Raw genomic sequence first — 14241 nt, forward strand, 5'->3', positions numbered from 1 at the left:
AATATTTCGCTTCTCCGAAGCTTTCTCTAAAAACAAGAGACAAACTACTGTACATCTCTATAGATAAACCTAACACAAAAAAAAGACGCACTATATTGTGCGTCTCCTATATAAACTTTGTCACTTTGTCCCTTAGAACCTTAGCACCTAAAAAACTACAATGACACCCCTCTTTTCCAAGGAATAAAATCATTCTGATTCAAAATAGCTGCCTTTGTTTTAATGTTACCACTGGCAACGTCAATAATGAATTCTAACATTTCGTCAGCCATTTCATCAATAGTTTTTTCACCTGTAATAATTCCACCAGTATCAATATCGATAATATCAGACATTTTGTTTGCTAACTGTGTGTTTGATGAAATCTTTACAACTGGAGCAATCGGGTTTCCTGTTGGAGTTCCTAAACCTGTTGTAAACAATACCATATTGGCTCCAGAACCTACCATTGCAGTAGTACATTCTACGTCATTTCCTGGTGTACATAATAGCGTAAAGCCTGGTTCGCTAATATATTCTCCGTAATCGTAAACGCCTGTAATTGGTGATGTTCCACCTTTTTTAGCAGCACCAGCCGATTTCATAGCATCTGTAATCAAACCGTCTTTAATGTTACCCGGAGACGGATTCATATCAAATCCTGAACCTGCATCCACAACTGTTTTTTCGTACCATTGCATTAAATCTAAGAAACGTTTTCCGTCCTTATCATCTATACAACGATTTACTAATTCCTGTTCTACTCCACATAATTCAGGAAATTCAGAAAGAATTGTAGTTCCTCCCAAAGCAACTAAATGATCTGATAACACTCCCAATGTTGGGTTTGCAGAAATTCCAGAGAATCCGTCAGATCCACCGCACTCTAAACCAATTCTTAGTTTAGATAATGGGGCTGGCTCTCTCTTAATTTCGTTTGCTTTTTTAATCGCTTCGAAAGTGTCTTTTACCACACTGCTTAACATCGTTTCAATTGTCCCGATAGACTGCTGATCGTAAATTAAAACAGGTTTTTTACTGTTTGGATTAATCGCATCTAAAGCTTCTTTGAAAATTGAAATCTGAAGATTTTGGCATCCTAAACTCAACACAGTTGCGCCAGCCACGTTTGGATTATTTACATAACCAGCCAAAAGTTTAGCTAAACTATGAGAATCCTGACGAATTCCACCGCATCCGCCTTGGTGTGTAATGAATTTAACTTCAATATTATTGAACAAGTTTGCATCGTTTGAAGCTTCTTGATTTCCCGCTCCACCTGTTTCTGATTTTACCAAAGAACGCAACAATAATTGGTAATCGTTTTCTTTTGGTTTCATCAACTCTTTCTCAAAAATATCTTTTAAGATTTCGATGTTTCTGTTTTCACAAAAAACTAATGGAAAAAACAGCCATACATTTTCTGTTCCAACCTGTCCATCTTCTCTATGATAGCCCTGCCACGTTCTGTCTTTCCATTTATCAACATTAGGAGCTGTCCAGCCAATGGTTTCCGTTTTACCAGTAACTTTATCACTTTCGTGTTTTACGTTAGCAGTAGAAAGCAATCCGCCTTTTTCAATTCTTGCACTTGCTTTTCCAACCAAAACACCGTACATAATGATTCTATCCCCTACATTAAAAGGAACCATTGCAATCTTATGTTTCATTTTTACATCAGACTCTACTGTAATTGATTGTCCTTCAAAATCAATCACTTCGCCTGCAGTAAGATCCACCAAAGCAACCGCAACATTGTCGGTCGGGTGAACTTTTATTAATTTTTTCTGCGTTGCCATAATTAACCTTTGTTCTTTGTTCTTTTTTTTGTGTTTTCTTATTTTATTCTTTCTTGAAACTTAGCAAAACCAGCTTCAATTCCGTTTGAATCTATTTCTTCCAAAGCAATTGTGATTGCTCTTGTTAAACCAGGAATTTCTGTTAAATCCTCATCCCAGAAATTTTTGTTTTGCAATGTTAAACGAGCAATTTTTTCGTAATCGTCAGACTTCCAAAGTCCGTTGAAGAATGTTGTAATGTCTTCGCTATCGTTAACCGGTAAATCTTGTCCGTTCCAAGTTCCTTTGTAGAAACGAATTAAAGCTGCAAAAGCAAAAGTCAAATGAACCGGAAGTTTTCCGTGAACATCTACATATCCTGTTAAACTTGGCAATACGCGAACTTTAAATTTAGAAATCGAGTTTAAAGCGATTGAAGACAATAAATGTTTGATGAATGGATTTCTGAAACGGTCTAAAATCTCTTCTGAGAAACTCGCCAATTCTGCTTTATCCATGTTTAAAGTTTCATTGATTTCTTCAAACAAAGCTTTATTGATAAAATCTCCTGTAAACGGATTATCTACAGTTTCTTTTACTGTTTCGTTTCCGTAAAGCAACGAGAATGGCACCATTGCAGTATGTGCTCCGTTAAGGATTCTCACTTTACGAGTTCTGTACGGCTGCATATCAGAAATGATTTTTACATCTAAATCTGTTTTGTCAAACGGCAATTTTGCTTTCAATTTATCATCACCTTCAATAACCCATAAAAAGAAAGTTTCTGCACTTACAATCAAATCATCTTTGTAATCTAATTGTGCATTGTATTCTTCAATTTGATCTTTTGGATAACCTGGAACAATTCTGTCTACCAATGTATTATGCCAAGAACAGCTGTTGGTTAACCAAGCCTCAAATTCTGCTCCTAATTTCCAGTCAGCACTATATTTGAAAACAATTTCTTTTAAAGTATCAGAGTTGTAATTGATTAATTCGCAAGGAATAATGGTCAATCCTTTATCTGCAGCACCATTAAAATGTTTGAATCTTTCGTGAAGTAAAACAGTTAGTTTTGCAGGGAAAGAAACCGGTGGCTGCATGGTTGGCAAATCTGAAGCGATATATTCGATACCCGCTTCAGTTGTATTAGAAATAATAAAAGCTAACTCTTCTTCTTTAGCCAAAGCTAAATAATCTTGAAAAGAAGCATACGGATCAATTGCTTTTACAATATTAGTAATCAATTCTTTTTCCTGAATTTCCTCACCTTTTTTAACTCCTTTCATAAACAAAGTATACAATCCGTCCTGCGCATTGATCATGTTTACCAAACCTTTGTCAATTGGCTGCACCACTGCAATACCAGCATTAAAATCAGCATTTTGATTCAATTTCTGAATGGCATATTCAACAAAAGCTCTCAAGAAGTTTCCTTCTCCAAATTGCACGATTTTAATTGGAAGTTTTTCTGTAAGTCCTGCGTTTGATCTGTTTATTTTTTCCATTTTGATTTACTTCTTTAATCTGTTATAAATAACCATTTATAACCTTAACTCTCTATTTCTGCCTTTAAAATTGCAAAAGAAACATTACACCCGATTGGATAAAATAAAGCCGGCTGTGAGGAATGGCTAGCTAAATTTTTCAAGCGTAATGTTCAATTACAATCTCTAAAAATCTAAAAAACTTATAAAATAAGGAGTCAGGCATGATTACCCCTTAATCTATTTTCTAATATCTTTTATAATGTCAAGAACCTGTTTTACTTTTGCAGTTAAACCATCGAAGTCTTTCTGGTCTAATATATCTTTTGAAATTAATTGCGAACCTAAACCAACACAGGTTGCTCCTGCATTCAGCCATGAACTTAAACTTTCTTTTGTTGGGTAAACCCCTCCTGTCGGCATAATATTCGTCCAAGGACACGGACCTTTTATCGCTTTAATAAATTCTGGTCCGTAAGTATCAGCTGGAAATAATTTCACAATTTCGCAACCTAATTCTTCTGCTCTTGCTATTTCTGTCAAAGTACCGCAACCTGGCGACCAAAGCACTTTTCTGCGATTACAAGCTATAGCTATATCTTCTCTAAAAACTGGAGTCACAATAAAATTTGCTCCTAAACTCATATACAATGAAGCCGATGCTGCATCTGTAACAGAACCCACTCCTAAAATCATTCCTGGAAGTTCTGCTAAAGCATATTTATTTAAAGCACCGAAAACTTCATGAGCAAAATCGCCTCTACTCGTAAATTCCATTAATCTGGAACCTCCATCATAACACGCTTTTAAAACTTTTTTACTTAGTTCGATATCAGAATGAAAAAACAACGGAACCATCCCGTTTTCTTTCATGGTCTGAGCTACTTCAATTCGTGAATATTTTGCCATTTTTATATTTCTTATCTTGATACTAATGCAGAACCATCACCATCAATCATATTTTCAACTTCTTTTAAGGTAACCAAGTTGTAATCTCCAGCAATTGTATGTTTTAAACAACAAGCTGCAACTGCAAAATCTAAAGCTCTTTGGTTATTATTGTATTCCAACAAACCGTAGATTAATCCGCCCATAAAGGCATCTCCACTTCCAACGCGGTCTACAACTGGCGTAACTTCTTTAACTGCTGCACTGTAAATCGCTTTTCCGTCATATAAAATTCCGCCAATTCTTTGATGCGAAGCGCTAACAGAATAACGCAGTGTTGTTGCTGCCACTTTCAGACTCGGAATCAATTCGAACAATTTATCATATACCGCCGGAAGCGATTTTTCGTCCTGATAATTCGGATTCACTTTTGGAATTCCCAACATAAAATACGCTGTATCAATATCTCCTAAAATTACATTGCTATATTTCAGCATTTCCGGCATAACCTCGCTCGGAGTTTTTCCATATTGCCAAAGTTTTGATCTATAGTTTAAATCGCATGAAATTTTAATTCCTTTTTTGTGAGCGACTTTAATTGCTTCTAAACAAGCTTCGCCCGCACTTTCTGAAATTGCTGGCGTAATGCCGCTCCAGTGAAACCATTCTGCACCTTCCAAAACCTTTTCCCAGTCCACCTGCCCTTTTTGTATAGTCGACATGGCGCTGTGAGCACGATCATATACTACATTGCTTCCGCGCGTTCCTGCACCTGTTTCTAAGAAATAAATTCCTAAACGTTCTCCTCCATAAACAATGTTTTTAGATTCAACATTCATTTTTCTGATTTCTTTCAATGCAGAAAAACCAATTTCATTTTCAGGCAGTCTGGTAACAAATTCAGCATTTACACCATAATTTGCCAAAGAAACGCATACGTTAAATTCACCGCCACCATAAGTAGCACCAAATGCTGTAGATTGCGAAAAACGCAAATGTCTTTCTGTCGATAAACGCAGCATGATTTCTCCAAATGCAACTACTCTACTCATACTATCTTTTTTATATTTTACCATTAAGAGATTAAGAAAATTAAGCTTAACTTATCTTTATTATTTAAGTAACTACTTATTAGAGCAAAAACTTAATTTTCTTAATGTCTGAATGGTTAGAAAAATTAAAACTTAAAATATTCTTTAGCGTTGTTGTATGAAATATCAGCAACTAATTTTCCGATCCATTCCATATCGTTTGGAAGCTCACCTCTTTTGATTTCGTCACCCAAAAGATTACACAAAATACGTCTGAAATATTCGTGTCTTGGGAACGATAAGAAACTTCTTGAATCCGTCAGCATTCCAACAAAACAGCTAATTAAGCCCATGTTTGAAAGCGCATTCAATTGTTTTGTCATTCCATCTTTCTGATCCAAGAACCACCATCCTGAACCGAATTGCACTTTTCCGCGAACGCTTCCGTCGTTGAAATTTCCAATCATCGTTGCCATAACTTCGTTATCAGCAGGATTTAGGTTATAGATAATCGTTTTGGTCAATTTATCTTTACTGTCTAAAGCATTTAAGAAAGCAGATAATTTTTGTGCTTGAGGGTAATCTCCAATAGAATCCCACCCTGTATCTGGGCCTAAGATTCTGTGCATACGAGCGTTGTTGTTACGCAATGCACCTAAGTGAAATTGCTGTACCCATCCAAACTCATGATAGGTTTCTGATAAGAAAACTAAAATAGCACTATGGAATTTTAAAACCTCTTCTTGAGACAACTCTTCATTTTCTCTTTTCTTTTTGAAAATCGCATTGATTTCACTTTCTGTAAAGTTTTCAAAATCAATTTGATTCAATCCATGATCGCTTAATTTACATCCGTTTGCATTAAAGAATTCGATTCTTTTTCGTAAAGCAGACTGTAAATCAGCATACGTGTTAATTGCAATACCGGACACATCCCCTAATGTGTCCAGATATGCATTATAACCATCATTAGCAATTAAGATGGCTTTATCAGGTCTGAAAGCCGTACTCATTTTAATTCCAGTCGAATTATTTGCGAATTTTTGGTGAAATTCTAAAGAGTCGATTGGATCTTCTGTAGTACAAACCAATTCAGCGTTTACTTTTTTAAGAAGATTTTGCGTGCTGTACGCCTGAGAATTTATTTTCTCAGAAGTTTCTATATAAATTTTCTCAGCCGACTTTTCATTCAATAAATCATAAATATCAAAATAACGAGCCAATTCTAAATGTGTCCAGTGGTACAACGGATTACGCATAGTGTACGGAACAGTTTTTCCCCAGTTTAAGAATTTATCTTTATCTGAACCATTTCCTGTTACAAACTGCTCGTTGATTCCCAAAGTACGCATTGCACGCCATTTGTAGTGGTCACCATTGATCCAAACTTGAGTAATATTTTCAAAGATTTTATCTTCGGCAATAAACTGCGGATTTAAGTGATTGTGGTAGTCAATAATAGGCTGATTCTTAGAGTAATTGTGGTATAACTCTTCAGCATATTTATTTTCTAATAAAAAATTATCGTTAATGAAAGTCTGGCTCATATCTTTTTAAATATAATTTGAAAATTATTCTTCGTTTGAAGGTTTTCCGATTGTGGCAAGGATTCCACCATCTACATATAAAATGTGACCGTTTACAAAATCACTTGCTTTGGAAGATAAAAATATTGCTGCTCCGGCCAAATCGCTTGGATCTCCCCATTTTGCTGCAGGAGTTCTGCTAATGATAAAATCATTAAACGGATGACCGTCAACTCTAATAGGTTTGGTTTGCTCTGTAGCAAAATATCCAGGACCAATTCCGTTGATCTGAACATTGTATTTTGCCCATTCTGTTGCCATGTTTTTCGTCAGCATTTTCAAGCCTCCTTTTGCAGCAGCGTAAGCAGAAACCGTATTTCTTCCTAATTCGCTCATCATAGAGCAAATGTTAATGATTTTTCCTTGTCTTCTTTCAATCATTTCTTTTGCTACATGCTTAGAAACAATAAACGGACTTACAAGATCAATATCGACTACTTCTCTGAAATCTGAAACTTCCATATCCAGAAGCGGAATTCTTTTAATAATTCCAGCGTTATTGATCAAGATATCGATTGGCCCAACTTCGCTTTGAATTTTAGCAACAGCTTCTTTTACTTCTTGTTCTTCTGTTACATTAAATTTATAGCCTACCGCATTGATTCCTTCGCCTTTTAATTCTGCTACTGCATGATCAATTTTTTCCTGAGAAGAATTTCCGTTTACCACAATTGTAGCACCTGCCTGACCTAATCCTTTTGCCATTGCCATTCCCAGTCCGTGCGTGCTTCCTGTGATAAGGGCAACTTTTCCTTTTATATCAAATAAATTTGTCATTTTATCTTAAATCAGTGATTTTACAAACATCCATATCTCCGTAATCTAAGTTTTCACCGGCCATTCCCCAGATAAATGTATAGTTGCTAGTACCAGAACCTGAGTGAATAGACCAAGGTGGGGAAATTACTGCCTGATGATTGTTCATCCAGATGTGTCTTGTTTCTTGCGGTTGTCCCATAAAGTGGCAAACTGCCTGATCTTGTGGAATATCTAGATAGAAATACACTTCCATTCTACGATCATGTACGTGAGCAGGCATTGTATTCCAAACACTTCCTGGTTTCAATTCTGTCATTCCCATTTGCAATTGGCAAGTTGTTACCACGCTTCCAATAATCATTTGGTTTACAGTACGGTGATTTGCCGTTTCCATTGTTCCCAATTGCAATTTATTAGCTTCAGCTAAGCTTACTTTTTTGGTTGGATAACTCGTGTGCGCTGGTGCAGAGTTTAAATAGAACTTCGCAGGATTGTTTTTGTCATCGCTTTTAAAAACTACTTCTTTATTTCCTGCTCCGATGTATAGAGCATCTTTAAAACCTAACTCATAAGCTGTTCCTTCTACTACCACAGAACCGCTTCCGCCAACATTGATAATTCCTAATTCTCTACGCTCCAAAAAATATGGCGCTTTTAAAGGATCGATTGTTTCTAAAACTAAATCTCCTTTTACCGGAACTGCAGAACCTGCAATGTATCTGTCATAATGCGAATAAACCAAAACCACTTCATCTTCCTGCATTAAATCATCAATTAAGAATTCTTCTCTCAATTGCTGCGTATCATATTTTTTTACAGCTTCTGGGCTTGACGCGTATCTTGAACTATATTTTGTCATAATTTAAATAATGTAATCGATTGCACAAAATTAATTTTTTAAATGGAATAACCATAATTGAAATGAAAAAAATATTTCAATTTTGTGTGTTTCTCTTTATAAATCAGTTATTGGACTATATTTAGGAACCAAAGTTTTCATAACAATCCAACCTGTTAAGTAGCAAACAGCACAAATAGAGAAAATAATCATATATCCAGAGTTTATACCATCAACAACCGTCTCCCCAGATTTTGATAATAATTTCAAAAACTCGGCTAAATTCGCAACACCTCTCTCTTTTAAAAATGCTTTCTCAGTTTCTGGATTTAAAAATTGTGGATATTTTGCTAATAAAGATTGCCCGTCTACCAAGCTCCAGTTTCGTTGGGTAAAATCAAACAAAACACCTGATCCCTTATTAATTATAGTTGAACCAACTCCACCTGCTAAACCTCCGATTCCTGTAATGGTTGCGATTGCTTTTTTGGGAAACATATCTCCTACTGTTGTAAAGATGTTTGCCGACCAAGATTGGTGAGCCGCACCTGCAATTCCGATAATAATTACTGGAACCCAGTAACTAATATATCCTAATGGCTGCGCTATTAAAGCTAACAATGGGAAAAAAGCAAAAATTAACATCGCTCTCATTCTTCCTTCATACGGATTCATTCCTTTTTTCTCTACGAAATAAGTCGGCAGCCATCCTCCAATAATAGACAATAAGGTAATCATATACAGCACAAACAATGGCAATGCCGCTTCTGTTGAATCCATTCCGTAAACCGAACTTAAATACGCTGGAGTCCAGAATAAGAAAAACCACCACACACCGTCTGTCATAAATTTACCAAATGCAAAAGCCCAAGTTTGTTTGTATTTAAAACAATCTGCTAAAGACACTTTACCTCCAGCTTCTGGTTTAAAACCGATTTTACTGTCTTCAATATCATCTTGCTGAATATAAGCCAATTCTTCTGGTGTAACTTTCGAATGTCTTTCTGGTTTATCGTACATAAACATCCAGAATCCCATCCATACAAATCCCAAAGCTCCAATAATGATAAATGACATTTCCCAACCGAAGTATTTTGCAATAAAAGGAATTGTAACCGGAGCCGCCAAAGCTCCTACTGTAGCACCTGCATTAAAAATACTGGTTGCAAAAGCTCTGTCTTTTTTAGGAAAATATTCTGCAGTTGTTTTAATTGCTGCAGGGAAATTTCCTGCTTCTCCCACTGCTAAAACGAAACGCGCAAAAATAAATAAAGCCACACTTACATTGATTACCAATGCTGTATCGCTTATTGTACTGATTATCTCTTTTGAACCATGAAAACTCACAAACCATTCTCCCGCAATAATTCCTGAAGTTGCAATTCCGCAGAAAGCGTGAAGACAAGCTCCAACAGACCAAATTCCAATTGCCCAAAGAAATCCTTTTTTAGTATCTAACCAATCTACAAATCTGCCTGCAAATAATAATGAAACTGCATAGAAAATAGAAAATAAAGCAGTGATATTTCCATAATCGTTATTGGTCCAGTGAAACTCTGGCGCAATAAAATCACTCCAGGTTAAAGAAAGTACTTGTCTGTCCAAATAATTAATTGTAGTTGCAAAAAATAATAATGCACAAATACTCCAACGGTATTTCCCTGTGGTTTTGAGACTCTGATTTACTGCAACGGTTTCGGTTTGATTCATAGTAAGTGGGTATTATAGTTTTATAATTTTGGCAATCTTAAAAGACTATATTTACTGCTTTCTAAAAATAGCATAATCAATAAATTAACACCTTAAAAGAAAACAAATGTAATCGATTGCACAAATATAGTTTTTAATCTGTACAATCCAAATAATATTGTGTAAAAAAATAATTTAGTTCGTTAAAATAAACATATTATATAAAAAAAGGAATACAAAATTACACATTAAACAATATATTTGTTAAAAGCCAATAGGTAAAATTTATACTTTTGTTGGGGTAAAATTGTCCCAAAAGCCAACCTTAAGCAAACCAATTTTATGTATTTTTAAATTCTTCTGTTTATCGGTTGCATTTTCAAATACAAAAAACATAAATATTTACAAAACAAATAATTACAATTTAAAGTGAAACACACCAAAACACAATCTTTAAGAACAATTACCTTGAGTTTTCTCCTTTTTTCTGGATTATTTTCGATAAGGGCCCAAAATCAAACTATACCGCTTTGGAACAAAATCCCTGATGAAATAAAAGCAACCGATTACAAAGAAAAAGAAATCTTAAAAGACGGAAAATTGCAGAGTACGAGCCAAGTTTCTGTACCCACTTTGAGTATTTTTATTCCGAAAGAAGTAAAGCCAAATCAAACTGCTGTTGTAATTTGTCCGGGAGGCGGTTACACGCATTTAGCATTTGAAAAAGAAGGAACAAAAGTGGCAGAATGGTTCAATAGTATTGGAATTGCCGCTTTTGTTTTGAAATATAGAATGCCAACTGATCTCACTATGAAAAATAAAAGTGTAGGACCACTGCAAGATGCTCAGGAGGCTATTCGTTACGTGAGACAAAATGTAGCAAAATGGAATATTGATCCCAACAAAATTGGAATTTTAGGTTTTTCCGCGGGAGGTCATTTGGCTTCGACTGCTTCAACTCATTATGATGATAAAGTGTATGAATCGGCATACAAAGTAAGTGCGCGTCCTGATTTTTCTCTTTTGATTTATCCTGTAATCTCAATGGAAAACGAAATCACGCATAAAGGCTCTCAAACCAATTTGCTTGGAAATAATCCTTCAAAAGAGTTAATAGATTCTTTTTCGAACGAAAAGAAAGTCACTTCTAAAACCCCGCCCACTCTCTTAATTCATGCTACAGATGATACAGTCGTAATTCCAGAAAACAGTATCAATTATTATTTGGCATTAAAGAAAAATGGCGTTTCAGCCGAGATGCATGTATATGAAAAAGGTGGCCACGGATTTGGATTGGGAGTTGCTGATACTAGTAAATTTTGGACTAGAGATTGCGAAGAATGGCTTAAATCAAACGGATATAATTAAAAAAATAAAGGCAAAACTTTTACAAGTTTTGCCTTTTATCAAAAAAAAAACAAAAAGGAATTAAAAAACTAATTTTAATATGTTTAAACAGCAACTTCTTGTTCTGTTGTATTTTTCAATTTAGGAACGGAAATTGCTTTAGTTGCCACTTTTGATTTTGCAGCAGGTTTCTTTTTGCCAAATTTCTGTTTTCCCCACCAGATAATAAATCCTGTAATAGGCAAACTGGCAGAAATCAGACTAGCCAAAAATGCAATAATTTTCCCTGTAAGTCCAAGAACACTTCCTACGTGAATGTCATAATTCATACGTCTGATTTTGTCTGGAATATTGGCTTCAATATATTTTCCTGAAAAAGGGGTTTTAATCGAAATTTCTTTCAAAGTCTGCTGATCAAAACTATATCGGTCCATATTATAAAAGGTATGTCTCTGTTTATAAACAAAAGCACCGATCGGATCTGCAGGTTTCGCAGGAATACTGATCATAATTCCGGCTGCCTGAGGATTTTCTTTTTTTAGATTCATTAAAACTCTATCGGCTGTTGTAATATTAAATGCTGTTACGTGGGTGGTATCAGATTTTGGAGATTCACGATTCTCAACCAAAGGTTTTCCTCCAGATGTTACCCAATATAAAGATTTGCTCCACCATCCGAAACTCCAAACTAAGCCTGTTACGGCAATAAAAAACAGAAAAATGCAGCTGTAAAAACCAAATACATTGTGCATGTCATAATTGACACGTTTAAAGCTGGCATCCCATTTTATTTTAAAACTTTTGTCAATAATGGACTTAATCCATTTTGTGGGCCACCATAAAACAATACCTGAGATCAGCAAAACAACAAAGATTAAAACTGCAACTCCTACAATGGGTCTCCCAATATCGTAAGGAAGCCATAAAGCACGATGTCCGTTTAAAATCCATCTGAAAAAATCTGGCGATTCTCCTCTAGTAAAAGTTTTTACATGTAATATATCTCCCGTATACGGATTCATGTAAACACTTATAAAAGTTCCTTGCCTTCTTCCGCCTTTACGCTTTTCGTCCTTTCCTTTTCCTTTTTCTTTTTCGTTGGACTGAGCTTTTAATTCTGATTTTACTTTTGCATTTTGATTATTAGCAACATCTTTTCTTGCTTTTTTATGCTCTCCTTTTTCCCCACGATTTCCCTTTTCACTCTCTTCTTTTTTCTCCACAAAATAACCAACAATAGCCGCTTCATCTTTTCCGCCAAAAGTCACGCTGGTTGCTTTTTTGTCTTTCATTTTTTTATCAGCAATCGAGACTAATTGCGAAGGCAGTAAAAATGCTTCTTCCTGAGGTTTTACAAAACGCCAATCTTCAATACAATCTTTTATTTCATTTTCAAAAACATAAATACAGCCTGTAAGACTGACAATGACCACAATGATTCCAGATGCTAGACCAAGCCACAAATGCAGCCAAGCCATAATACGCTTAAAAAGCGACTTTTTACTTTTTTTCTTATTATTTGGTTTTGAAGAAGAAAACATAATTGGATAGATAAATAGGATAAATAAAAAAACCGCAAGTACTCATAAAAAAGCACTTACGGTAAAAAAATATTAGTATTTTAATTTTTGGATTGCAGTAATTTGTCCGCCTTCAACTTTCATACCTTTTGTCGCAACGGCAGTTGTACCGTTGATTGAGTAAATCCAGTTTCCGTCAGGAGTATTGATACCTACAATTGCAGAACTTCCATCTTCTGAAGTAATATTATAACGGCTAGTTACAGAAGTCAATGTTGCAGGCGCATTAGTCACCCATGTAAAAGTTTGGTTGTAAACATCGGCAATTGCCATTTTAACTGCACCATTGTTTTTACCCACATTTCCATACATTAACAATAAGAATTTACCTTTCGAAATATAAGTGGTAGAAGAAATTTTATATCCACCAGATTTTTCCTGAACGTTAAAGAAATAAGATTTGTCAAATTCTGTAGTTCCTTTTTTGATTCTCACAATCGCAGAAGGTTTTGTAGAAGTCATCACAGCGTTGCTAGTAGCAATTGCTCCAGAGAAACCGTAGGCATCTCCATTTTCGTCTTGGAATAATCCGTTTGTGAAATAAGCCCCTAAATAACTGGTACGGTTATCTTTGATTACTTTTTCTAATTTCAATTCTGGATAATTGTAAACCGCAACCCATGTACTATCTGGATTTGCAGTACCAAAATTGTCTACTCCGTCTCCTTTGATACTCATATAAGGCATATACACTTTATCTCCCACCTGCGTCGCCCAAGTAAAGAAAGCTCTTTCTCCGTTTCCAGCCAATTTTTTAGTGTCTTGCTGTGCTTCGCCAGTAATAAGCGATTTTTCAGCATCGATTTTGTACATAGAAGCGATAGAGGCACCACTCCTTGGAACTTTAATAGTCAAGATATCTTTGTTTACAGCAGCAAATACGTGTACTGTTTCTGCTTGGAAATCAGATTTTTTAACCAATTTTCCTTCAGCATTTAAATTATAAGTTGTTACAGCTCCAGGATTTCCTTGCCCGTAAAGCAAACTAAAGAAGTTATTTTGCGCTGTAATGTAATAACGATATGTTCCATCCTGCTCCAATCCGTTTCCTGTGGTGGTAATAGAACCTGTAGACACATCATCTGCAGTTAATAAATAATCTGCAATTCCCGCTGCTCCAGTTGTTGCAGTAATAATATATTTCGTTTTTCCTGTATCAGTTCCGCCGCCAGTTTCTCCTCCTGATTCATCTGAATCACTGCTGCAAGAAAAAGCTGTAAAGGCTAAAACCGCTGATAATAAAGCTAATGTTGTACTTTTTTTCATTGTATTATGGTGT

Annotated in this window: 11 protein-coding genes; 1 reads left to right on the top strand and 10 read right to left on the bottom strand. The window is 35.4% G+C overall.

Features of this window, described 5'->3' with window-relative positions; all coding sequences use genetic code 11:
• Positions 1–155 precede the first annotated feature (155 nt).
• The 8 genes from BLP44_RS19130 to BLP44_RS19165 all read right to left on the bottom strand — a co-directional run bounded on the left by BLP44_RS19130 (position 156) and on the right by BLP44_RS19165 (position 10056).
• Positions 156–1778: a UxaA family hydrolase gene (locus BLP44_RS19130; protein WP_008467667.1), complete on the bottom strand. Its 1623-nt coding sequence runs from the start codon at positions 1776–1778 to the stop codon at positions 156–158.
• 38 nt (positions 1779–1816) lie between these two features.
• The gene (locus BLP44_RS19135; protein ID WP_066034235.1) at positions 1817–3265 is read right to left on the bottom strand and encodes a tagaturonate reductase; all 1449 of its coding nucleotides are present in this window, start codon (positions 3263–3265) and stop codon (positions 1817–1819) included.
• A gap of 219 nt (positions 3266–3484) precedes the next feature.
• Positions 3485–4153, bottom strand: coding sequence for a bifunctional 4-hydroxy-2-oxoglutarate aldolase/2-dehydro-3-deoxy-phosphogluconate aldolase (locus BLP44_RS19140; protein WP_008467672.1), 669 nt, complete (start codon positions 4151–4153; stop codon positions 3485–3487).
• 11 nt (positions 4154–4164) lie between these two features.
• A complete protein-coding gene (locus BLP44_RS19145) occupies positions 4165–5184 on the bottom strand; it encodes a sugar kinase (protein WP_008467674.1) in 1020 nt (339 codons plus the stop codon).
• 125 nt (positions 5185–5309) lie between these two features.
• Positions 5310–6710, bottom strand: coding sequence for a glucuronate isomerase (gene uxaC / locus BLP44_RS19150; protein WP_091135250.1), 1401 nt, complete (start codon positions 6708–6710; stop codon positions 5310–5312).
• 24 nt (positions 6711–6734) lie between these two features.
• The gene (locus tag BLP44_RS19155) at positions 6735–7526 is read right to left on the bottom strand and encodes a gluconate 5-dehydrogenase (protein WP_091135253.1); all 792 of its coding nucleotides are present in this window, start codon (positions 7524–7526) and stop codon (positions 6735–6737) included.
• A 1-nt stretch (position 7527) separates the two neighbouring features.
• Entirely contained in the window at positions 7528–8367 is an 840-nt protein-coding gene (gene kduI / locus BLP44_RS19160; protein ID WP_091135256.1) for a 5-dehydro-4-deoxy-D-glucuronate isomerase, read from the bottom strand.
• Between the two features lie 96 nt (positions 8368–8463).
• Complete coding sequence (locus tag BLP44_RS19165) at positions 8464–10056, bottom strand: MFS transporter (RefSeq protein WP_066034231.1); 1593 nt, start codon at positions 10054–10056, stop codon at positions 8464–8466.
• A 408-nt stretch (positions 10057–10464) separates the two neighbouring features.
• Between BLP44_RS19165 and BLP44_RS19170 the strand changes: the two genes are divergently transcribed.
• Positions 10465–11403: an alpha/beta hydrolase gene (locus BLP44_RS19170; protein ID WP_091135258.1), complete on the top strand. Its 939-nt coding sequence runs from the start codon at positions 10465–10467 to the stop codon at positions 11401–11403.
• An 83-nt stretch (positions 11404–11486) separates the two neighbouring features.
• On the opposite strand, the gene BLP44_RS19175 is transcribed toward BLP44_RS19170, so the two are convergent.
• Positions 11487–12923 carry a PepSY-associated TM helix domain-containing protein gene (locus tag BLP44_RS19175; RefSeq protein WP_211516894.1) on the bottom strand — a complete coding sequence of 479 codons (1437 nt, stop codon included), beginning with the start codon at positions 12921–12923 and terminating at the stop codon, positions 11487–11489.
• A 72-nt stretch (positions 12924–12995) separates the two neighbouring features.
• A complete protein-coding gene (locus BLP44_RS19180) occupies positions 12996–14228 on the bottom strand; it encodes a DUF4374 domain-containing protein (protein ID WP_091135260.1) in 1233 nt (410 codons plus the stop codon).
• Between the last annotated feature and the right edge of the window lie 13 nt (positions 14229–14241).

The organism is Flavobacterium anhuiense, assembly GCF_900101855.1.
In the GTDB taxonomy this organism is placed as follows: domain Bacteria; phylum Bacteroidota; class Bacteroidia; order Flavobacteriales; family Flavobacteriaceae; genus Flavobacterium; species Flavobacterium anhuiense.